15 protein-coding genes, 1 tRNA gene and 1 pseudogene are annotated in these 22,713 nt (G+C 44.7%); 5 read left to right on the top strand and 12 right to left on the bottom strand.

Annotated elements, in window-relative coordinates:
- Positions 1–166 precede the first annotated feature (166 nt).
- Positions 167–248 (top strand) — tRNA-Leu (locus LS482_RS17690).
- A gap of 310 nt (positions 249–558) precedes the next feature.
- Here the strand turns inward: LS482_RS17690 and LS482_RS17685 are convergent.
- The 10 genes from LS482_RS17685 to LS482_RS17640 all read right to left on the bottom strand — a co-directional run bounded on the left by LS482_RS17685 (position 559) and on the right by LS482_RS17640 (position 17,462).
- On the bottom strand, positions 559–1,290 hold the full coding sequence (locus LS482_RS17685; protein WP_233028840.1) for a DUF1028 domain-containing protein: 732 nt from the start codon (positions 1,288–1,290) through the stop codon (positions 559–561).
- Between the two features lie 221 nt (positions 1,291–1,511).
- Entirely contained in the window at positions 1,512–3,011 is a 1,500-nt protein-coding gene (locus LS482_RS17680) for a serine hydrolase domain-containing protein (protein WP_233028839.1), read from the bottom strand.
- Between the two features lie 192 nt (positions 3,012–3,203).
- Positions 3,204–5,564, bottom strand: coding sequence for an outer membrane beta-barrel family protein (locus tag LS482_RS17675; RefSeq protein WP_233028838.1), 2,361 nt, complete (start codon positions 5,562–5,564; stop codon positions 3,204–3,206).
- Between the two features lie 80 nt (positions 5,565–5,644).
- A complete protein-coding gene (locus LS482_RS17670) occupies positions 5,645–6,994 on the bottom strand; it encodes an ABC transporter permease (RefSeq protein ID WP_233028837.1) in 1,350 nt (449 codons plus the stop codon).
- A 112-nt stretch (positions 6,995–7,106) separates the two neighbouring features.
- Complete coding sequence (locus tag LS482_RS17665; protein WP_233028836.1) at positions 7,107–8,555, bottom strand: ABC transporter permease; 1,449 nt, start codon at positions 8,553–8,555, stop codon at positions 7,107–7,109.
- A gap of 23 nt (positions 8,556–8,578) precedes the next feature.
- Positions 8,579–11,041, bottom strand: coding sequence for a TonB-dependent siderophore receptor (locus tag LS482_RS17660; protein WP_233028835.1), 2,463 nt, complete (start codon positions 11,039–11,041; stop codon positions 8,579–8,581).
- 152 nt (positions 11,042–11,193) lie between these two features.
- Positions 11,194–11,889, bottom strand: a complete 696-nt coding sequence (locus LS482_RS17655) for an ABC transporter ATP-binding protein (RefSeq protein ID WP_233028834.1) — start codon at positions 11,887–11,889, stop codon at positions 11,194–11,196.
- Positions 11,890–12,672: 783 nt separating this feature from the next.
- Positions 12,673–13,296: a class I SAM-dependent methyltransferase gene (locus tag LS482_RS17650; protein WP_233028833.1), complete on the bottom strand. Its 624-nt coding sequence runs from the start codon at positions 13,294–13,296 to the stop codon at positions 12,673–12,675.
- Positions 13,297–13,455: 159 nt separating this feature from the next.
- Positions 13,456–13,899, bottom strand: coding sequence for a DinB family protein (locus tag LS482_RS17645; RefSeq protein ID WP_233028832.1), 444 nt, complete (start codon positions 13,897–13,899; stop codon positions 13,456–13,458).
- 107 nt (positions 13,900–14,006) lie between these two features.
- Positions 14,007–17,462 (bottom strand): methylmalonyl-CoA mutase family protein, encoded by a 3,456-nt coding sequence (locus LS482_RS17640; RefSeq protein WP_233028831.1) that lies wholly within the window; start codon positions 17,460–17,462, stop codon positions 14,007–14,009.
- A gap of 249 nt (positions 17,463–17,711) precedes the next feature.
- On the opposite strand from LS482_RS17640, the gene purU reads away from it, so the two are divergent.
- The 3 genes and pseudogenes from purU to LS482_RS21815 form a co-directional block, all read left to right on the top strand.
- On the top strand, positions 17,712–18,566 hold the full coding sequence (gene purU / locus LS482_RS17635) for a formyltetrahydrofolate deformylase (protein WP_233028830.1): 855 nt from the start codon (positions 17,712–17,714) through the stop codon (positions 18,564–18,566).
- Positions 18,567–18,604: 38 nt separating this feature from the next.
- Positions 18,605–19,309 carry a DUF4197 domain-containing protein gene (locus tag LS482_RS17630; protein ID WP_233028829.1) on the top strand — a complete coding sequence of 235 codons (705 nt, stop codon included), beginning with the start codon at positions 18,605–18,607 and terminating at the stop codon, positions 19,307–19,309.
- Positions 19,310–20,015: 706 nt separating this feature from the next.
- Positions 20,016–20,249 (top strand): annotated as a pseudogene (locus LS482_RS21815) (transposase); the annotation flags it as partial.
- An 80-nt stretch (positions 20,250–20,329) separates the two neighbouring features.
- Here LS482_RS21815 and LS482_RS17625 read toward each other — a convergent pair.
- On the bottom strand, positions 20,330–20,632 hold the full coding sequence (locus tag LS482_RS17625) for a GIY-YIG nuclease family protein (RefSeq protein WP_233028828.1): 303 nt from the start codon (positions 20,630–20,632) through the stop codon (positions 20,330–20,332).
- A gap of 538 nt (positions 20,633–21,170) precedes the next feature.
- Here LS482_RS17625 and LS482_RS17620 point away from each other — a divergent pair.
- On the top strand, positions 21,171–22,223 hold the full coding sequence (locus LS482_RS17620) for a succinylglutamate desuccinylase/aspartoacylase family protein (protein ID WP_233028827.1): 1,053 nt from the start codon (positions 21,171–21,173) through the stop codon (positions 22,221–22,223).
- A gap of 21 nt (positions 22,224–22,244) precedes the next feature.
- On the opposite strand, the gene msrB is transcribed toward LS482_RS17620, so the two are convergent.
- Positions 22,245–22,709, bottom strand: a complete 465-nt coding sequence (msrB, locus tag LS482_RS17615; RefSeq protein ID WP_437441020.1) for a peptide-methionine (R)-S-oxide reductase MsrB — start codon at positions 22,707–22,709, stop codon at positions 22,245–22,247.
- Positions 22,710–22,713 lie beyond the last annotated feature (4 nt).

The following is a 22,713-nucleotide window of genomic DNA, read 5'->3' as shown; positions in this document are numbered from 1 at the left end:
TCGCCTCACTTCAGATCGGTAAAACCGAATGAATGAAATATTACCGTCCTTAACTCCCAACACTTTATAATTATTTTCAAAAATGTTTTAAAATAACGCTTTGTCAATTCCCAAAGTTTATTTAGTTTTGCCTACCCTTTAAAGAAAGGGATACTTTACTGAAAATGCGCTCGTGGTGAAATTGGTAGACACGCTGTCTTCAGGCGGCAGTGCCGCAAGGTGTGGAGGTTCGAATCCTCTCGAGCGCACTCGACGGAACAAAGAAGAAAAATTCTTCTTTGTTCCGTTTTTTGTTTGGGATATTTCATTGTTGCACAGAGAACGGGGATCATGGACCATGCCCAAATGTTGTGGACTATGTAACAAATATTCTAACCTATTAATGCGGAAATGAAAAGGTGTTATACGTTGCGGGTTACAAGTTAATATATCAGAAATCCGGGTAACAATACCTGAAGAACTTCCTGTAACATCTAACGATTTAAGAACTCAGTTTTTAATTCTTACACCTTTATAGTCATAGGTCGTATATCTAACGTCTCATATCTGAAATCCACTTTACTCCACAACATTTGATCTTGATCCTTTTTCACCTTCCTCTTTGCGCCAGAAAGCAAATTGTTGATTGAGTAAAGTTACGGCAGGTTTCCCCCCTTTTTTTATACCCTGAACTGCAAGTTTTAAAATAGCTTCGTCCTGAGGCTTGTAAACCATTATAAAAGCTGACCTTGCATATTGGGTTTCACATCTTTTATCGCCACCCGCTTCTTCGCCGGCTTTCAGGGCCAGCATCAGCCTCTCGGCTAAAGGTTTGTCCCTGTTTTCATTAAATGCCTTGTAAGCGTTTAAAACGACCTGTTCCCCCGGAAGGATATTGCCCATAACGGCAAAATCGATGCCCGCCTTTTCGCCATTCCAATCCCTGATTTCGGTACCGGAATAAATAAGAGGACTTGTGCCGGTGTTTAATAAAATTACCCCGTATTGTTGTCTTTCGGGATTGAATTTTTCATCTTTCATGGCCATCAATATCTCTTCGGGGGCTTTTCCCTGGTTCATTAATTCCACGCCTTTCATTCGTGCAAAATAATCACTTCCGGCCTGAACCACGATGGCTCCTTTTCCCGGAACGATTGAAGCTATTCCGGACACATCAAAAGTACAGGAAGCGCCTGCAATACCTATTTCACCTGTGCTCCGGTCTACCGCGATGATAGACCATGTAGCATAACTATGCGTGGAAAAAAGTACTGTTAAAATTATTACTAATGTAATCCGGGACTTATTCATTTTTCATTCGATTTAAGCTGTTAATTAAACTAAAGACAACTTAAATGAAAATTTGTTACACTGCTTTTTAATATTCTGAAGATAAATTTTATTTGAATGCCGAATTACTACCAATGATTTTGGCCATGAATTGTTGCCTGAGTTAGCACTTAATTTTACAAGTACACGCCGACCAGAAAATGCGAGAACAATTAATTAACAGCCTATATTGTGTACGTTTTTTATTCCTTCGCTTTTTTATAAATCAATGACCCCGTCAAAAGAGTGTCATTCGTTATTTCAAAGTCGCGCGTTAAAACGCCCAGATTACTAAAGTAGCCGTTTTCTTCGTTTTTATATATTTTACCCTTTAATATGCCCCAGTTAAATATGTAGTAATCGTCCTTTTTGTCAATGGAAATGGCCGGCCAATTTTCCGCATTTTGATATGCGCCCGCTATCTTATCGTTATCATTGCTTGCGGTTAGAATTTGCGAATCTTTAGGGTATGCGATTTCATTCTCCCTTTCAAAACTTTTATCAAATTTTGGTTTTTCACTCCTGAAAATACTGTCGGCCGGTAACGTATTTATCAGATTGTACGCATAATCGGCCATTAAATGAGGCAACAGATAAGCTCTGTTGTCATTCGAAAAAGCAATAACTCCAACTTTTTTCTCCGGCATAAATGACATATGAAAACTGATCCCCGCCAAACCTCCAAAACGTGTCAGTATTTTTTCATTCTGATATTCAGCAACGTCCCAACCTAAACTATAGCCCGAGCGATGGTAAGTGAAATATTCCCTGTCTTGTGATGTGGTTGATGTGTGAAGTTCCGACCAGGAATTTTTATTCAGTAAAACAGTGCCTTCTCCAATGTTTGTGCTTAACCATTTTGAAAGGTCGTTTACAGTTGAAATTATTCCTCCTGCTGCATGCATTGTGATATCATTTTTATAAAAACCCTTTTCAATGACTCCTTTTTCATTGGAAACAGTAAGTGACGGACGAATGTCTCTTAGTTTATAATCACTGACATTCGCACTTGTGTTTTCCATTTTTAAAGGTGTGAAAATATAGTCTTTCATTTCTGATTTCCACGTTTTTCCCGTTACGTTTTCCACCACCATACCGGCAATGATCGGACCGACATTTGAATATCGAAATTTACCTGATGGGTCAAGAAGAAAGTCGGTATTCAGATCGTTGATCAATTCTTCATTTTTACCACTATATCCCAAAAAGGCTGTTTTCCATGTCATACTTGTACTAAATGTCCCGTGAGTGTGGTTTAAAAGGCTTTTAATGGTAATGTTCTCTGTGTCTATACTGTCATTATAATTTAGTTGAGGAAGGTAATCATGAAGTGATTTGTTTAATTCCAGTATTTTTTTTTGTTCTAATATTTTGAGTAATGTCCCTGTAAATGATTTGGTGCCCGATGCAATATAAATGGGGGAATTATTGTCAAGAGACGATTCTTTGCCATTTAAAATCTCCCTGTTAAAAGCAAATGAATAAGCCAATCCATTCTCATCAACCACAGCAAAAATAAAATCGCCAAACAATTCTTTTTCTTTGAAGATGCCTTTTAGCCGTGTTTCAAATTTTGATGAAAACTGAGGATGGTCTTCCCGGAATTTGTTTATGTTTTGAGGTGTAGAATCCCTGTTTGTCTTACAGGAAAATGAAATCAGCAAAAACAGTATTAAAAATTGTGGGCGGATAACTCGATTCATTCTGTCTGTTGTTTTATAGTTTTATACGGATAAGACTATAAAATTTCCGATTGGTTACAGTTTTTGCTTTAATTGCATACAACTGTCAAGGTTTGAAGGGGTAACAGTCATTTTATTTTTGTGATGTAAAATGTAAGCCCATTCAATGGAATTCAATAAATTCTGATTTTTCAATTATTGTTTTGTGCTCTTTTACAGACGTTTTTGCTCATCTGTTTTCGTTGTCTTTTCCTTAATGAGGTTTCCGCCAAAGTGGTACCGAAGGGTCAGCCCGACCCTCCTGGAGTCGGGTTTGTCTTCATAATAATAATCTGTTAAGCTGCTCTGGGAGGTTCCGTACATCCAGTAACCGTTAAAAACATCGCTCAGTGTAAAAACAGCATCAAGTTTACCGTCCAGAAAAGAACGTTTAATCCCGAGATCCGTAAAAAACACCGCTTTGGTCATATACACCCCGCGCAGTTCGGCCGTGGTGTATTTCACAGAAATATCTGCCGAATAATGTTCCAGGAATTTCAGTTGTTGCTGTACCGATAGTGTTGCGGCCCATTTGCCGAGGTCGCGCTCCTTCCCCGCCTCCGAAAGCGGGTAAGTGGTATAGTTGAGTCCGCCGAAAAATTGTATTTCCCAAAAATCAGCAATCGGAAAAGGGGCGATCAGGTTAAAGTCTACCCGGTCGAAGTGACTGAAATTGGCGCTCCGGCTTCTGACCGTCACTCCGTTATCATCGTAAGACAAATTGTATGAAATATAATTGTTGCGTTTGCTGTATTCGGCGGAAAGAATATATTTTTTCATGAAGGTATAGGAAGCCGAAAACAACCATCCCATTTCGGGGACAAGCTCCGGATTCCCGGAATAATAGAAGTATTCGTCGTTATACCAGCGTACGGGGTTCAGGCTGGAATACGACGGGCGGTTGATCCTCCGGCTGACGGCCAGATCGAGTTTGTGGTCATCGCCCAAATAATAGGCTAAAGACAGATTGGGGAACAAACGGGTATATTCCCAATCGTTGTCAAACGAACCGTCCAGCAACAATGCTTCCGCCCGGGTGTGCTCCAACCTTATCCCGGCTTCAATCTCGGCGTTCCCCAATGTTCCGGAGGCCGACACATAAGCCGCACTGATCTGTTCCTTGTACTTAAAATGATTGGTGAGTTCGGGGAGCTCCACAAAATCATCCCCTGTTTTTTCTTCGGAACGGAAATTGTTGTCATTGCTCGCCTTGGCAAACTTTAATCCGGCCTTAAAGCCCACTTCCGGGAACGGCAGGTCGGCATCGGCCTGTACCGACTTTATTTTGATAAAACCCGGTTGATGTATACGCATGGTATGGGTACGGAGCAACTGCCCTTCGGCATCATAATGCTTTCCCTCCATCAATCCGTCCGAAAAATTGCGATACGAAATGTACCGGGCATCTGCGGTTATTTTTTTTCCTGTGGTATCGATGTCAAACCGGTAATCCATGTTTATAGCGTCGTAATGATAGGGCTCCTCCAGGTCATATGTAGAATACACATCGGAAAACAGGCTGCCGTCCGTCCGTTCTTTGCGGATCGACGAGGTTTTGTAACTTGTAAAATCATCAAAATAACCGTGATAATGCACACCGATCCGGTGCTTGGGAGCAAATTGCCAGTCGCCCCCGGCCTTCCAGGTATAGAAATTGATGTCGAACGGGTTTTGGTTTTCCCTGTTCAATATGATCTGCTCTTCGTTCTCCACAATGGTATTTCCGCTTTTACTTTTACGAAAACGATGTGGCGTGTTGTAATCGAAAGAGGCGTAGGCATTCCATCGCTCGCTATTGACACTGCCCGAAATATTCTGGTTGTTCATCCACGACCTCCCTTTGGACACACTACTTTTTAAACTCAAAGCATACCCTCTGGCCCTGTTCTTTTTGGTAACGATATTGATGATCCCCGAATTTCCGGCAGCATCATAAGCTGCGGAAGGGTTGGTGATGAGCTCCACTTTGTCAATGTCTTCGGCGCTTAATCCCCTGAGCAATATGCCTAACTGGTTGCCCGAAAGATAGCTCATCTTGCCGTCGATCATCACGTTGACCCCGGTTGTTCCTCTCAAAACGATCTCGTCGCTCTGCCCGATACTCACTCCCGGAATTTTTTTCAGCAGGTCGAAGGAAGACACTCCGCTCGACGTAGCGGAAGAAGCAACGTTGAAGGTAACCTTCCCTTTACCTGCCTCAACAAGGGGCTCTTTAAAGGTTACAACCACTTCGTCCAGTTTCTGTGTATCTTCTCTCAATACAACGTCTATACGGGATGATTCTTTTACTTCGATTTCTACGGTGGACATACCGATATAGGAGAATACCAATACGGCCCCATCGGTAACATCGATGGCATAATTGCCGTCAAAGTCCGTTTGTGTACCGTTTGTACTTTCCTTCACTATAACGGTCGCCCCGGGCAATGGCCGGCCCTGTGCATCCGAAACCATCCCGGTCACCTTTTTTTGCTGGGCTGTTGCTGTATGGGATAACAACAACAGGTTCAATAACAGATAAAAGCTAAATTTCATAAGTCATTAATTTGGGACTTAGGACTGATTCGGTTCCTGTGTGTCGTATGTCTTAAGTCTTATCGTCTTACATCAATTCGTCAAAGACGGTGCAACCGCTTTTTGAAAATAAACCAGCCGAGAATATTGAAAACCACGATAAAAATGAGTAGTGGTGTGTATAACCTTGTTCTGCTCAACGTGGTTTCATCAGAAAAAACTTCTACCTTAAAATCGTCCCAGTTTTCAGAAGTTACCGGGGCTCCGCCGAATATTTTCGGATAAAAGTGCAGCTTCAGCCTTTCGTGAAACCGCCCCGTTTCGTCCAGAAAGCGTAATTGATTGTCCAATCCGGATTTGGCAATATCGTTGAGTGAAAGCTGCAAATGGAGTGTCGGGATAAATTGTGCGATCCGGGAAGCGGCTGTGTTCCTTTGTCCGAGTTTTTTCCTTAATGCTGCTGATTGTTCCGAGACTTCGTCATCTCCCATCTGCTGCATGGCATAATACCAGAGCCAGCTGAAATCACCTTCGGGCAGGGCATATTTTTTGAATTGAGGATAATGCGCATAGAATTTGTCCATGGTCAGTTCCTTATCCATATCCCATTTTTCGTGATAGCCCTTTCGTTGTTTCACCGTGGTTTCAAGTGCTTCGGGAAGCGGATACCTGTTCTGCAGATCATTATTGATAGCCGCCGGCAGGACAAATACAAGCAATATCCATATGGTGAGCAGGATAATCGCATTAAAACTGGAACTTTTTTGCAGCGACACCACAAAAAAACATATGGCAAACCACACCAGAATATATAAGACGGAGGCCAGGAAGAATTTCCCTAAATCCGCATCGGGTGCAATACCTAATACCGGAACTGCTATGGCATACAAAAGCAGTAAGCCCCCGATGGTTACCAGGAGCCTTACACCAAAGGCCTTCAGCACAAACCCCAGGGGATTTTTACTCTGTACGGCAATGATCTTCCAGATACCGCTTTCTTTCTCTTCGGATACCAGGTTATAGGTAAAGGAAATGATAAGCAGCGGAAACAGAAAGATAAGCACAAAACTGAAATCGATATTCCCGATAAGCAGGTTGTACGGATTGTTAAGGTCTGCATCGTATTTCTGGGCTTCAAGAGTACGTATGGTTACACTTTTTACCGAAGGATTAACATCGCGCTGTCCGATGGAGAGGGCATTTAACGCCGGGGTACTGTTTACCAGTGAAAATTTGATATAGTACAGCATCAGCCCCAGGTCGTCCTTGTTGTATTCGGCATGGCGTTCTATATGCTCCTGCTGGTACCGGGCCGTTTCGTCAACACTCCGGTTTATTTTTTCGATATGCTGTTTCCCTACCAAAAGGCTTATGACACCGGCCAGAATGATAAAAGACAGCCCTATCTTGACATTGTTGGAGCGGGTAAAATTTATAAATAGCAGTTTCATTTACTTTAATTTTTTGATGATTCGGACTTAAGACCTCAGGACGTAAGATGTAGTAGTGTATTGGTTCCTGTGTCGCACATCTTAAGTCTTATCGTCCTGTATCCATTTTTCACTACAGTACTTTTAAGGTTTTAGAGAGTCGGTTAAGGATCAGTGCAAGCAGCAATACCCAGAACAGGAGTGACAAAAACGAAATAAGTTCGCTCCGGAAGGCACCCCCTATCCCGAGTGGCCGGTATTCAAAATCCTCTATTTCTGCCCAATGTCTTTTATCAAGCCTGCTGGCAGGATCTGCCGAACTCTTGGCCGTATTACTTATGTGCTTTATCTGCAGGTCATTCAGGCTTTGGGCCAGGTGGTACCTGTATTCCTCCGCCTGGTCCTGGAAATCAGTAAAGGAATTGTAATCTGTGCCGGACAGGGCCATGGACAGGTTCTTTATACCCATATAGGGATCGAGAAAGGCCAGGTAACGCGAAAAACTGTTTTGCCGGGCATATATTCCCCGTAATCTTTTAAGGTGGTCATTGTGAATTCCCGCGGTGATCTTTTCTCCCTCTTTCATCACAAGTCCGCTGTAATTAAAGGGTAACTGCGTAACAGAATCCACGTTGTAAACAGCAAGGACAGAATCTTTGAGGGCCTGATAATGCGGATCATCCGGATTGTGACTGTCCCCGGTTTTTAAAATGTCATTTTCTATCTGTGCCTGAAACCCGGCTTTGGACGGGGGGCGGTATAAATAAGACCCCAGGGATTGCCCTGCTCTCGGCAGCAAAATGGTAAGCAACAACCATACACCTATAGACGAGGTAAGCGCTGTTTTTGACGTTTTGCTCAGTGCGGAAATGATGACCGCTATAACACAAAAAATGCACAGGTAAATAAAATACATCACTACAATGAGTAAAAGCCTGTATGTTTCGTCCATACTGATATTCATTTCCTGGAGCAGTGTCCAGAGAAGTACCGTAGTGAGGATCACCGGAAAATAAAGGGTGGACATTACAAGGGTCATTCCCAGGCTTTTGCCCGCTAATAACTGCTTCCGGCTCAACCCCTGGCTCATGAGTATCTTTAGCGTGCCGTTCTCCCTTTCGGCAGCTATACTTCTGAATCCTAAAAAGAAGATCAGCAGAGGCAACAGGGTTTGCAGGATCATGGCAATGCTTATCTCCCCGAACCGCAACATTCCCGTGGAAAACTCCGCTTCGGAAAAGTTGGTAGGGTTCTGGACATGGGCTTCCAGGAAAATGGAACTCCCTAGAAAGCTTTCCATACCGAAATCAAAAACACTTAGCGGGGTTTTGGGGCGAAAGGCAAAATGCCCGTAATGTGCCATTCTGTGGGGATGTTTATCGGGATTGTCGAGCCAGTCCTGCCTGGCCTGTTCCTGGTATTCAGCCCTGATCTCATCCTGGGTCTTGAAATTTTCCCATCCGGTAAAAACGGCATAGGCCAGTAAGATCCCGATGATAAAGGTCAGGATAAAAACTGCCTTGTTCTTAAAGGTTATTTTCCAGAACAGCTTTGCGATACGTACTTCTGCGTTCTTCATCATGGTTAAAGTTTTAGAAAGTGTCCTTAAAATCTGTAATTCAGTGTGAGTGAACCGTTCCTCGGTGCTCCGGGAAACAAACGCAGGTAATTCTGTGCCCCCAGCCAATACGTGGTATTAAACAGGTTACCCATATTCAGGGCCAGCCGGATATTGCTATTGTTCGGCGCATAATACACGGCGGCATCAAAGACGGTAAACGCCGGCACTTTAAAATCGCGTGTGAACCAGGGGATCTTGCTGCTCTGGTGCTGTACGCCAAATCCGATCCCCAGGTCTTTCAGCGCTGATGAGTTCCTGAAATTATACTTGGTCCACAGATTGGCACTGTTTTTCGGGGTGTTTTCCTTTCTTTGACCAACCAGGTCTTCATTGGCATCATTTACGATTTTGGCATCTATATAGCTATAAGAAGCAATAACCTGCCAGTCCGGATTGATATAGCCCGTGACATCCATCTCAAAACCACGGCTCCTGTCGGCTCCCCGCTGTATCAGCAAATCGGGTTGGGAAGGGTTGTTGGCACTCATCAGTATGTTTTTCTGATTGATCTCATACACAGACAGATTCAGGCTCATGTGCTTGTGGAACAGGTCGATCTTTGCCCCTGCCTCCTTCAGGTTACTGATCAAAGGGTCGAACAGGGCGGCAGAAACATCCGACCATAAAAAGTTGGCCGTACTCGGTAAAAGTGTTGTTGTATTCGACTGGGGCTGAAATCCTTCCAGGTAAGTACCGTAAATGTTAATATTGTCATTCAGGGCATAGGTAAGTCCTATCCTCGGTATAAGCCTCTGGTTCTCAAAAGAGGTTTTGTTCGGGGTTTCGTAATTGGTAATGTCTTTGAACCACTCCTGCCTGAGGCTGAGAAGCAGGGTCCATCGTTTAAACTTTAATTGTTCCTGTATGTATACGGCATTATTCGTGGTAAGCGCCGAGGGTATGGCTATACGTGAGTTCATCGTATAATCCCGGGTATTTCTGATCTCGTGGGCGGGGTTGTTCAGATCAACATGGTCCACATTCGGCCTGGGTAAGGTAGTCCCGTCAATTTCTACGGTTTGATAGTCGTCTGCACGGGATACATCAAAAGTTCGTACGGCAGAACCATCCTTCAAGAGGAATCCCCGGGCTGCATTTTGTCCGCCGCCCTTTGTTTTTTCCCAGTAATGCAGGTCATAGCCCACCAGGAATTTGTGCCCGAAGTCCCCGGTCTTAAAATCAAAATTGAAATAGCTGCTCACGTTGTCTATATTCCAGTATTGTTCGCGTTGTACAAACTGCATGGCGGCCAGGGAGGTCACGGGTGCATTGTTCATATCCACGGCGAATGCCCCCGTAGTGCGGTGTTCCTGTAAATCTTCCGTCCACGATTGCTTCATGTAGGAGGTGTTGAAACTGATATTGGAGTTGAATTTATGGGTGATATTTCCCATGATAATAAGTTCTTTCGACCGGAAAAAGTCGTTCGGGGCACTCAGATTCATGCTGATCGGAGTGCTTTTAAGATCGGTAACCCCGGCTTCAGCCCCGAAAATGGGCTGTCCCCGGTCCAGCATCCCGTTCATGTCATTGTAGATCAGTTCGGCATTAATAGCGGTTTTATCATTGGGGATATAGCTGAAGGAAGGAGACACCAGAATGGTTTTATTGTTGACCAGATCCCTGTAAGAGCGTGCCTCCCGGTAAGCCCCGTTAACACGGTATAACAACGTTTTCGATTCGTTCAAAGGGCCGGTAAAATCCAGTGTCCCTATAAAAGTACTGAAACTGCCTACCCCGATGCTCACCTCTTGCCGTTCTACGGGCAGCGGCTTTTTGGTAACCATATTGATACTTCCCCCCGGATCTACACTGGCAAAAGTGGCACTTGCAGGGCCCTTTATCACTTCCACACGTTCTATATTGGTGGTTAAGGGTTGTAAAAAATAAAACTGCCGTGTGCGCATCCCATTGATGATCTGCCCTTCTTCATTCTGACTTATCCCCCGTATGTTATACTGGTTGTAATAGCTGGAAGGCGTAACACCACTGACTGCTTTAACGGCATCTGCCAGTTGGAAAGCCTGCCTGTCGGCGATCAGTTCTTTGGTGACCGTACTTATGGCCTGCGGGATATCCTTGTTTTCCATGGCAGTTTTGGTAGCGGAAAAAGAATATTTGCTGTCATAACTTCTTAATGTCCGGCCTACAACCTCAACGGTCTGTAATTCAGTGATCTCGGGAATCAAACGGATGTTCATAAAATTGTTGCCCGCTTTGGCCCGGTAGCTTTTATACCCGACATACGAAACCAGGATGGTCCCCTCTCCTTCCAGTGAAAAATTGCCGTCTTCGTCGGTAACGGTTCCGCGGTTCATATCCACAAGGGTTACGGAAGCCCCGAAAACGGGAATACCGGTCTCCGTATCGGTGACCTTTCCGGTAATGGTTTGCGCCTGGAGATAACCGAAGAAAAGAAGGAATGCCAGGGTGAATATACGTGTCATAAGTTATTGTGTTTTGGTACTGTTGTTTTTAAGAGATTGAGAAAGATTGAATGAGATTGATTTATAATGACTTTTAATTCAATCTTCATCAACCTTCCGACAAAGTCGGAATCAATATCCTATAAATCAAATCATTAAATCGAATCTGCTCTTTATACGGTCTTCAAATACAGTTGCTCCAGTTCGTTTGCCGAAATTTCACCGGCTTCCAGTTCACTGACGAGGTTTCCTTCGTTCATGATACCGATACGATGGGCGACTTCCCTGGCCCGGAAAATGTCGTGTGTGGCCATTAAAATGGTGGTTCCGCCGGCTGAAAGTTCTTTCAGGATCTCCGAAAATTCATTGGCTGCCTTCGGGTCCAGGCCGGATATGGGTTCGTCCAGCAGCAGCACTTTGGCATTTTTGGCCAATGCAATGGCAATTCCCACCTTTTGGCGCATCCCCTTGGAGTAGCTTCGCAAAGGCTTTTGATGGGCGCTTTCCTGTAATCCCGCCTTTAGCAGTAATTGTGACAGTTCCTCCCGATGAAGTTTATACCCGGCAAGGGACGAGAAGAATTTCAGATTTTCCACCCCGGTAAGGTTGGGGTACAACGTAACCGTTTCGGGGATATAGGCCACGTGTTTTTTGGTTTCCGGGGCATTTCCTGTTACTGACAAACCGTTGATGCTGGCCTCTCCGGAAGAAGGTGCGATAAATCCCAGGAGAATATTAATGGTTGTGGTCTTTCCCGCTCCATTGGCCCCGAGCAGGCAGAATATCTCACCTTCGTTTATATTCAGGGTCAACTTGTTTAAGGCTGTAAAGCCGTTGTATTTTTTTGTAAGGTCTTTTGTAATTATCATATATCTGAATTTCAGTGGTTTATAAACGACACCTGAAAACGGAATTCCCCTCCGCCGATCAACTGCCCTTTTGCCATGATGCGACCAGCGTTAAGTATGCAGTTCTTCCGTTTGCGAAAATGTTACGGTGCGATAACGGGAGGCCGTCACTCGTATGGCTCGTATTAAAAATGATGTAAACAGGGAATTCACCTGAAAAGGACTTTTTCAGGCTCTCTTCACAGCGCAAATGCTATTATTGCTCAGGAAAGGTAAGGTGGTGGTTTATTAAAATAATATCCCCGTGTTTGGATTTTCGGCACCAAAACCGCATAAACTGCAGGCAGGTGTTCGGCTGTTGGAAAAACAGGCGGGGTAAATTCGGAGATCTCAGGAGTAAACGTTATGGGGTTATGGTGATGATTAACCGTGTACAATGCACAGATATCACAGTTCCCGAAATCGTCATCCTGATCGGAAATATGCTCAAAAACATGCAGGTTCACTACTTTCAAAAGGAAGAAAGCAATGATAAAGAAAAAACTGATGCTATGTTTGTTGCCTACGAGTTGCATTTAGCTTCCAAAAGTAGAACATAAAAAGACACTATCCAAAATTTTGTGTGAATGAGTTTAAGCTGTGCTGTACAATGGATATACAACAAAAAAGATTCTTGAATCCGGGAAAAATGAAAAAGGAAATTTCCGGGTCTTTTTCTACAAATTCGTTAATATTCAACCCGTTTTTAAAATGACTTGTCATTATCAGATTTCGTATTGACCGAACCACTTTATGCGAGGAATTTTATTTTTTCCGTCCGACAAATCGTACAACCGACCCTTTTCCGTTGTGATATAAGCCCTCGCTCAATTCAATTTCCTTTTCCTCCAGTGCTATAATTTCATAATTTGAAAAATCCGACTTTATTTCGTCGGTTGAAAATAAAGAAGCTAAGTCTTTGGGTCCGCCGATTTTCGGGTTTTTAAGCCTGTAATCGAGGTGCTTTTTACCAAAGGCTTCGAAAATAACGGTTCCGCCCCTGCGAAGATATTGGTCAAGCAACTTGTGGTATTTTGATTTTATGTCTGCCGGGAAGTGGGCATAAATCAATGCAACGGCATCAAATTGTTCCGGGATATAGTTCAATGCCGGCAACTCGCCTACCCGGTAATCAATTTGTACATCATTGGCCCCGGCAAGTTGAAGGGCCTTGTTTTTTCCTTCAGCACTGATATCAAATGCGGAAACGGTCCAGCCAAGTTTAGCGGCAAAGACGGCATTGCGTCCTTCCCCTTCCGCCGGAAAAAGGATGTTCCCGACAGCTAATTGCTCTAATTGTTCTTTCAGATAGTCGTTAGGCCGGATGCCAAAGGCATACTCATCCTTGCTGTACCTGTCGTCCCATTTCTCAAGCCAGGGGTCTTTCATTTTTTCCGGGTTGTGTTTTCGGTTAATAATTTCAGGCACTATCGGAATTCATGGTCACAATAATTAATATAAAAATGCCAGTATTCGATACCTGAACAAATGTACAAAAAAAGGCCATCTCATCGAGAAGGCCTTTTTCGGTTTTTGTTGTTTCTCACTTCACTTTTTGTAATAAATATAATCGGTAACCAATGGCTCCAGGCCGGATTCGCGAAAGTTTGTCGCTATCTGTCCCCGGTGATATGTAGCATGATTCACCATGTGAAACAGGATATCTCCAATATTGCGGTGGTAAAGAACTCCTTTACTGTTTTTATAATTAATTTTTTCCGAAAGGTCTTTCCCCTCTAATATTTTCCCGGTAAGTATTTGATTTTCCTCATGTACTTTTTCCAAAACATCGGCAGAAAGCCGCTCCCAAACCCCGTATCGCGGAACCTGGCCACTTAACCTGGCATTCCAGATATGATGGGCGGTCAATATATGGTCAAAAAGTTTTCGGCTCTTTTCGGGTACTTTATCCCCGGCAGCGCGAAAAGTATCCATTAGTCTTTTATTGCAATCGTCGTTATAGGCAAACAATTCTGTAAATAATGATCTCATCTGAAAATAATTATGGTTGATTTGACTCAGGACTATATGACGCAAGACTTATGACATGCCTAAATAAAGTTTGTATGCCCCAAGTCTTATGGTCCAACATCAATTCTCTACATATTCCTTCTGTATTGCCCGCCTACTTCAAACAGGGCTTCGGTAATCTGTCCGAGTGAACATACTTTCGTGGCTTCCATTAGCTGTGCAAAGATATTCCTGTTTTCTACGGCTTCACGCTGTACATTTTCCAGTTCCTGCTGCGCGCTTTCTTCATTGGCCTTTTTCAGGTTTTCCACGGTTTGTATCTGATGCTGTTTTTCTTCCTCCGTAGCACGGATCACTTCACCGGGGATCACTGTGGGCGATCCCTTGGAGCTAAGGAAGGTATTTACCCCGATAATAGGAAATTCGCCCGTATGTTTCAGATGTTCGTAATAAAGGCTTTCTTCCTGTATTTTACTTCTCTGGTACATGGTTTCCATGGCACCGAGAACACCTCCGCGTTCGGTTATACGGTCAAATTCCGCCAATACGGCCTCTTCCACAAGATCGGTCAGTTCCTCAATAATAAAGGAACCCTGGATGGGATTTTCGTTTTTTGCCAGTCCGAGTTCCTTGTTGATGATAAGTTGTATGGCCATTGCACGGCGTACGCTCTCTTCAGTAGGCGTGGTTATCGCTTCATCGTAGGCATTGGTATGCAAGGAATTACAGTTATCGTAAATGGCATATAAGGCCTGTAATGTAGTACGTATATCGTTAAAATCGATTTCCTGGGCATGCAGGGAACGGCCCGAGGTCTGGATGTGGTACTTTAACATCTGGGCACGTTCATTGGCGCCGTATTTGTGTTTCATGGCCTTGGACCATATCCTTCTTGCCACACGGCCAATCACCGCATATTCGGGATCGATACCGTTGGAGAAGAAAAAGGACAGGTTGGGGCCGAATTTGTTAATATCCATATCCCTGCTCAGGTAATACTCCACATAGGTGAACCCGTTGGCGAGGGTAAAGGCCAGTTGTGTAATGGGATTGGCCCCGGCCTCCGCTATGTGGTACCCGGAAATGGATACGGAATAAAAGTTCCGCACATTGTTCTCTATAAAATATTCCTGTACGTCTCCCATAAGCCTGAGGGCAAATTCTGTGGAAAAAATACAGGTGTTCTGTGCCTGGTCTTCTTTCAGGATATCGGCCTGTACCGTTCCGCGTACCTGTGAGAGAGTTCGCTGTTTTATTTCGTTATACACTTCCGCGGGCAACACCTCATCACCGGTAAGTCCCAGCAATAAAAGCCCGAGGCCGTCATTACCTTCCGGCAACCGTTTTTTTCCGCTCGCCACGGAATTGTAGGCCGGTCTTGGCAATCCCCGGTCGTCGAATTTTTCCTTTAGTTTTTTCTCCACCCCGGCTTCCAGGCCGTTTTCCTTTATATAGATTTCGCACTGCTGGTCGATAGCAGCATTCATAAAAAAACCGAGCAGCATGGGAGCAGGACCATTAATGGTCATACTCACCGAAGTTTTCGGGTCGGCCAGGTCAAACCCGGAATACAGCTTTTTGGCATCGTCCAGACAACAAATGGAAACGCCTGCGTTACCTATTTTCCCGTAAATGTCCGGACGGTGGCCAGGGTCGTTCCCGTAAAGCGTTACCGAATCAAAAGCCGTGGAAAGCCGCTTTGCTTCCATACCCAGACTTACATAGTGAAAACGCCGGTTGGTACGCTCCGGGCCGCCTTCTCCTGCAAACATGCGTGTGGGGTCTTCCCCCTCCCTTTTAAAAGGATACAATCCGGAAGTATACGGAAATTCCCCCGGCACATTTTCCTGTAAACTCCATCGGAGTATATCGCCCCAGGCCTTATACTTCGGCAGGGCGATCTTGGGCACTTGTGTATGCGACAAGGATTCGGTATGGGTTTTAATCCGCAATTCCCTGTTCCGGACCTTAAAGACATATTCGGATGCTCTATATCGCCCTACTTTGTCTTCCCAGTTCAGGATGGTTTCCCAGTGGTGCGGATCGAGTTCCATCCTCACCCGGTCAAATTCCGCAAGCAGCAACTTCAGGAACGACCGCTGTTCGTCGTCCCCGGCCTGCTCTGTCAACTTATCCCCGTCCAGGCCGGACCTGGTAATAACGGCAGCCGGTGTTTTTTCATCCAGTACACTGCAAACGGCCATACATATCCCATACAGTTTCTGCGCCACGGCTACCTGTTTTTCCACCGTTTCGTCATAATGCCTGTTGTTATCCGCAATTTCCGATAAATAACGTACGCGCTTCGGGGGGATCACAAACACTTTTTCACTCATCTCGTGGTGTCTCTCAAAAGACGAATGCAGGTCGGCGCCCGTCTTTTCCACTATTTTATCCATCACATTCTTGTAGAGTTTGTTCATACCGGGATCGTTGAACTGCGATGCAATGGTACCGAAAACGGGAAGTGCGTCCGGATCAGCATCCCAAAGCTGGTGATTCCGCTGGTATTGTTTCTTTACATCCCGCAGGGCATCGAGCGCCCCCCTTTTATCGAACTTGTTAATGGCGACGAGGTCGGCAAAATCCAGCATGTCGATCTTTTCGAGCTGGGTGGCCGCCCCGAATTCAGGGGTCATTACGTAGAGTGACGTGTCGGAATGGTCCAGGATTTCCGTATCGGACTGCCCTATCCCCGAAGTTTCCAGGATAATAAGGTCATATTCCGCCGCTTTCAGCACGTCAACGGCTTCCGCGATATGTCTTGACAGGGCCAGATTGGATTGCCTTGTGGCCAGTGAACGCATGTATACCCTTGAATTGTTAATGGCATTCATCCGTATGCGGTCGCCCAGCAAGGCCCCGCCCGTTTTCCTTTTGGAGGGGTCTACGGAAAGTATGCCGATGGTCTTTTCGGGAAAATCCGCCAGAAAACGGCGTACAAGCTCATCCACAAGGCTCGATTTTCCTGCTCCGCCCGTTCCGGTTATCCCCAATACCGGGACTGTTTTTTTTCCGCTGCCGGGGGTAAACTTCTTCTCAAACGCTTCATGATCGTTCTCTGCCAGTGTGATGAGACGCGCAATGGTGTTTACATCCTTATTCCTGAGGCGCGTGCCTACTTCCTGCCCGTTACGGAAGGCCGGGGAACGGAAATCGGCCTTTTTTACCAGGTCGTTGATCATCCCCTGCAAGCCCATTTCCCGTCCGTCATCGGGAGCATAGATACGGGTAATACCATATTCATGGAGCGCTTTGATCTCTTCAGGGAGAATAACGCCGCCGCCGCCGCCGAATATCCTGATATGGTCCGCACCTCTTTCCTTCAAAAGGTCGTACATATATTTAAAGTATTCGTTATGTCCTCCCTGATAGGAAGTCATGGCAATGGCATTGGCATCTTCCTGGATGGCCGTATTCACCACCTCTTCCACACTCCGGTCGTGCCCGAGATGAATAACCTCAACCCCGGTGGACTGGATAATACGGCGCATAATATTGATAGCTGCATCGTGCCCGTCAAAAAGGGAAGCAGCAGTAACGATCCTGACGTTGTTCTCTGGTTTGTATATTTCTGTTTTCACTTAATTCTGATTTTATACCTGTTAGTTCCCGAAGCCTCCGGACTTTACCTCAACAAAGCGGTACTCCGGACGCCATTCTGAACAATTACTGTTTCATTTGCAACAAAATCACGTTTTTGGTTGTGCAATTTACGGATTTATTAAAAAATATCCCGTTTTTCAGCAAATTTGTAATTTTAAAGCAATGTTAAAAATCCTTTGCTTTTTTGGCTTAATTTAGACGGGCTTTAAAGCAAGCCCCGAAAAGATATGGACAAAATTACATTACTCATTTCCTGCAGGGATACCGAAGGGATCATTGCTTCCGTAACCCGTTTTATTTACAAGAAAAACGGCAATATCATCTATATAGACCAGCATGTGGACATGGAACACGGTGTATTTTTCATGCGACTGGAAAGCCAGTTTGCAAAATTTCCCGGTTCACCCGAAGACCTCAAACGCGAATTCGGCCATTCCATAGCGGAAAAATACGGCATGTCATGGGAAATCCACACTGAAGACCCCAAACTCAGAATGGCCGTTTTTGTTTCCCGGTACGACCATTGTCTCTACGATCTTCTGGGCAGGTACAATTCGGGAGAACTCCGTGTGGAGATCCCTTTTATCATAAGCAACCACAACGATCTCAAAACCGTAGCCGAACGTTTCGACATCCCCTTTTATCACATACCGGTGTCCAAAACGAATAAAAAGGAGGCGGAAGCCGAACAACTGCGCCTTCTCAAAGAATCCCGGGTCGATTTTATCGTACTGGCCAGGTATATGCAGATCGTATCGGAAAAACTGATCAACCATTACCCGCACAGGATCATCAACATCCACCATTCCTTTCTCCCTGCCTTTCCCGGTGCAAAGCCCTACCATTCGGCCTTCAAAAGAGGTGTGAAGATCATTGGCGCCACCAGTCATTACGTCACCGAAGAACTCGATGCGGGCCCTATCATAGAGCAGGACATTACCCGGGTAACGCATTCCCATTCCATCCAGGACCTGGTAATGAAAGGCCGTGACCTGGAAAAAATGGTTCTCGCCCGCGCTGTGAAGCTCCATATCTCACGGAAAGTAATGGCCCATAATAACAAGACTATTGTTTTTTCATAGTACATTTGTTCTGCCAATTACATTAAAAAACATCCAATATGAAAAAAGCATTATCACTGATAAGTGTGTTCTTACTTTTCTCCTGCGCCGAGTTGCAGCAGGTCGTCAATCAATTACCCAATACCACAACACTGGGCAATGAAGAAATTGCTTCCGGCCTCCGGCAAGCCCTGGATTTCGGCATTGACAAACAGGTAAGCAAACTCATCCGAAAAGACGGTTTCTTCAAGAACGAAATGGTAAAGATCCTTTTACCCGCGGAATTACAGAAAGTAGACAAGACCCTGCGCGACATCGGACTCGGAAACCTTGCGGACGAGGGGTTGAAAGTGCTCAACAGGGCTGCGGAAGACGCAGTCAAAGAGGCCACACCGATCTTTGTAAATGCTGTAAAGAATATCACTTTTGCAGATGCAAAGAATATTCTGTTAGGCGGAGATAATGCAGCAACCGCCTACCTGCAAAACACTACGGAACAACAACTGTACAACAAATTCTCCCCGGTGATCAATAATTCCCTGTCCCGCGTCGGGGCTACCGAAGTGTGGGGTAACATCATTAACAAGTACAATTCCATACCACTCACCAACAATGTCAATCCCGACCTTACGGATTATGTAACCGACGAGGCCCTTAAAGGGGTATATACAATGATCGCCGTGGAAGAAAAAGAAATACGAAACAAGGCCACGGCAAGAACTACCGATTTGCTACAACGTGTATTTGCCCTGCAAGATCGTTAAAAAACATCGCTCCCCTGTATTTTTTGGGGTCAAACAAAGGATTTTCTATTCTACAGCATGTTACACCTCCTTATTTTTACACATCATTACAAAATGACCTCAAAAAATACACATATAACAAACGGGGAGTAAAAAAACTATCGTTTTCTTTAGAAAACACATGAAAATATAACAAAAATTGATTTAACATCTCGTAAAATGTTAATTATATATTAATTGATTATTTTATTTCTCAGTTATTTAATAAATTGCTAATGTAAAATTAACGCGAATAAAAATTTAAACCCTGAATTTTGTAGTGTTCGTGTGAACTTTTATTAATGATTATTTGAGTTAGTTAGTTTAGAAGAGGCTGTCTAAAAGGCGGCCTCTTTTTTTGTATTAAGGCAAGGTGTTTGTAAATTTAAACATGAGCCGAAAAGCAACGGATCAGGATCAAAGGTTGTGGGGTTTTTCGCTTGTTGTAAGTTTCCCGTTTTGGTTTTGCCACGGATACACGAATGTTTTTCGGGTTGAATGTTGCAAATGAGGTTGTATTTAGTTATTTGATTATTCAGTTATTTAGGCATCACGCACGAACTCAATAACTGAATAACCTGTCGTTAATCTGTTACCCCAACAACAAGACTAAAGCAATCTGGAAGCCCTACGATCAAGGTCAGTTGAGCCTGCTTCCATCCAGTTATGATGAACTTTACCACAAAACCATCCTGTACGTATTGTCAACACGATTTTAGACCCGGCAGACCTGAGCAGTTTGGAGCAGACCTATCGTCAGGGCGGAACCTCAAGCTATCATCCCAAAGTATTGCTAAAAGTTTTAGTCTATGCCTACTTGCGTAACCTGTATTCTTCGCGCAAGATTGAGCAGGCCCTGAGCGAGAACATTCACCTTGTCTGGCTCAGTGGCAGGGCCAAACCTGACCACAATACCATCAGCAACTTCCGCAGCGGCAAGCTAAAGGACAAGTTTAAGAAAATCTTTACTAAACCACTCTGCGCGGCCGGTGGTACAATTACTCACTTCCTTTTGTGCTTATTAAATATTTTTTTAGCTAAGCCCGGCAACAGTTCCACATTACCATCCATAAGGGCTTCCTTTTTCTTTCTGCTCCATCCCTGTACCTGTTTTTCGCGATAAAAGGCATGGTCTATACGATCGTATTCTTCGTAATACAGCAAGGTAACGGGTAAGCGTTTTGCGGTATGATTGGCCCCTGTTCCTTCCATATGCTGGCGTAACCGCCTCTCGATATCCCTGGTGCTTCCGGTGTAATAGGAATTGTCACTACATTCCAGAATGTACATGTATCCTTTTGCCATTATCTGGTTGGTTTTCATACAAATATAATAAATAGGAATAGTGAGGCCTGGCTTCGGTACATCCCGAGCGTAGCTCGGGACACTCAGCCCTCTTGTGTAGGCTTTGTTAATTTATGTAAGTTGACCTGAAATTGACCAAACGGAAGTTGCTGAGGAAACAAACCGTAGTCGGGACACTCAGCTGCCTTGTGCAGACTCTATTAGTTTATGAAGATTAACTTGTATAAAACAGCCGGAACGGAGGCCGCTGAGTACCCCGGCTCCGTTCGGAGCGTACCGAAGTGGCCGGGACAAAGACCGCTGAGTACCCAAACCGCAGCCGGAATACTCAGCCCTCTTGTACTGGCTTTATTAACTTATAAAGATTACTTATATAAATCAGCCAAAGCAAAGGCCGCTGAGTGCCCCGGCTCCGCCGGGGTGTATCGAAGCGGCCGGATCAAAAATCGATGTTAAATATATTTGAACATTAATGCAAGTGCCTTGCATTTCCCTTCGGTATCACTATTTTTGCCGCTCAATTTTGTTTCCCTTCAACATGAAAAACTTTAGAAAAGGTATACTACTGTTCTGCAGCTTTTTTTCTCTTGTCACTTACGGACAAACCGTAGAGCCCCTGCTGAGATCGGAATCGGCTTTCCGGAAAGACACGGCTTTTTCTGTAAAGGACGGCGCAAATGAAACCCGGCTTCCCGTTACCGTTATCAAGGGAAAAAACAAGGGGCCCGTATTCAGTATTGTAGCGGGAGTGCACGGTTATGAGTACCCGCCGATCGTGGCCGTACAGGAATTGCTGAACGAGGTCGATATCAACATGCTTTCCGGTACGCTTATCGTAGTTCCGATAGCGAACATAGAAGCGTTCTATGGGCGAACTCCCTTTATCAACCCGGTAGACGGAAAAAACCTGAACAACACCTTCCCCGGATCGGCTACGGGAACAGTGACCGAACAACTGGCCTATCTCATCACCCGTGAGATCATAGACCACTCTGATTTTTTCCTGGACATTCACGGCGGAGACGCGAGCGAAGACCTGCTTCCCTTTGTTTGCTATTACAACCGCCGGGATACTCCGGAAGAAACAAAGCTGGCAAAAACCCTGTCTGAAAAGTCTGGTTTCCGGCATATTGTTTCTTACCCTTATACCATAACTTCAGCAGAACCGGCAAAATATGCTTTTAAACAGGCTACTCAACAGGGTATTACGGCTCTGAGTATCGAAGCGGGCAAACTGGGCAATGTGCAACCGGAAAACGTGCGGGCCACCAAACAGGCGGTTTACAACATGCTTGCCCATCTCGGCATCTATAAAGCACCGTCTGCCAAAACCGTTCCCGATACCAGGGCCCCGGTATTATTAAATGCCCAGACATACATACGTGTTCCTGAAAAAGGTATTTTTTACAGCAAGCATAAAAGCGGGGACAAGGTTAAAAAAGGAGATGTTCTGGGCTTTATCACAGATGAGTTCGGGAACAGGAAAGCCGAAATCCGCTCCCCCGCAGAAGGGACCATTCTCTACAAAGTGGGCACACCTCCGGTGAATAAAGGGGAAACGCTGTTTTGTATAGGATCTGTCGAAGAATAGACTTCCACTACACATGCGTTCCTACCTGTCCGGTTCAAAATCGAGGGAAACGGAATTCATACAATACCGTTTATAGGTGGGTGCGGGCCCGTCGTTAAAAATATGGCCGAGGTGCGAATTGCACCGGGCGCATTCTACTTCTATACGTTCCATTCCGTGTGAATGGTCTTCCTTGTAAATAACACTGTTCTCCCTTTCCGTTTCGAAAAAGCTCGGCCAGCCGCAACTGCTGGCAAATTTGGCATCGGACCGGAACAGAAGATTACCGCATACTGCACAGTAATAGGTGCCTTTGGTATCGCTTTTCCAGTATTTCCCGGTAAACGCACGTTCCGTGCCCTGCTCCCGGGCCACGTGGTACAATTCGGGAGAAAGTATTTTTTTCCATTTTGCATCACTCACATCCAAATGTGTGGTATCTGTTCGGGAATAATACGGGTTATTTTTATGTTTGTTATCCATAGTCTGGTTTTGTGCATTACACATAAAG

This window comes from Sinomicrobium kalidii, assembly GCF_021183825.1.
Taxonomy (GTDB): Bacteria; Bacteroidota; Bacteroidia; order Flavobacteriales; family Flavobacteriaceae; genus Sinomicrobium; species Sinomicrobium kalidii.
The sequence above is the reverse complement of the archived record's forward strand: the minus strand, read 5'-3'. Positions and strand labels throughout refer to the sequence as shown.

Excerpts from the sequence above, each read along its gene's own strand:
- msrB (WP_437441020.1), bottom strand. The coding sequence starts at position 22,709 with ATGTGTAATGCACAAAACCAGACTATGGATAACAAACATAAAAATAAC.
- LS482_RS17680 (WP_233028839.1), bottom strand. The coding sequence starts at position 3,011 with ATGAATCGAGTTATCCGCCCACAATTTTTAATACTGTTTTTGCTGATT.
- LS482_RS17675 (WP_233028838.1), bottom strand. The coding sequence starts at position 5,564 with ATGAAATTTAGCTTTTATCTGTTATTGAACCTGTTGTTGTTATCCCAT.
- LS482_RS17665 (WP_233028836.1), bottom strand. The coding sequence starts at position 8,555 with ATGATGAAGAACGCAGAAGTACGTATCGCAAAGCTGTTCTGGAAAATA.
- LS482_RS17620 (WP_233028827.1), top strand. The coding sequence starts at position 21,171 with ATGAAAAACTTTAGAAAAGGTATACTACTGTTCTGCAGCTTTTTTTCT.
- LS482_RS17650 (WP_233028833.1), bottom strand. The coding sequence starts at position 13,296 with ATGAAAGACCCCTGGCTTGAGAAATGGGACGACAGGTACAGCAAGGAT.
- LS482_RS17670 (WP_233028837.1), bottom strand. The coding sequence starts at position 6,994 with ATGAAACTGCTATTTATAAATTTTACCCGCTCCAACAATGTCAAGATA.
- LS482_RS17655 (WP_233028834.1), bottom strand. The coding sequence starts at position 11,889 with ATGATAATTACAAAAGACCTTACAAAAAAATACAACGGCTTTACAGCC.
- LS482_RS17685 (WP_233028840.1), bottom strand. The coding sequence starts at position 1,290 with ATGAATAAGTCCCGGATTACATTAGTAATAATTTTAACAGTACTTTTT.
- purU (WP_233028830.1), top strand. The coding sequence starts at position 17,712 with ATGGACAAAATTACATTACTCATTTCCTGCAGGGATACCGAAGGGATC.
- LS482_RS17645 (WP_233028832.1), bottom strand. The coding sequence starts at position 13,899 with ATGAGATCATTATTTACAGAATTGTTTGCCTATAACGACGATTGCAAT.
- LS482_RS17630 (WP_233028829.1), top strand. The coding sequence starts at position 18,605 with ATGAAAAAAGCATTATCACTGATAAGTGTGTTCTTACTTTTCTCCTGC.
- LS482_RS17660 (WP_233028835.1), bottom strand. The coding sequence starts at position 11,041 with ATGACACGTATATTCACCCTGGCATTCCTTCTTTTCTTCGGTTATCTC.
- LS482_RS17625 (WP_233028828.1), bottom strand. The coding sequence starts at position 20,632 with ATGGCAAAAGGATACATGTACATTCTGGAATGTAGTGACAATTCCTAT.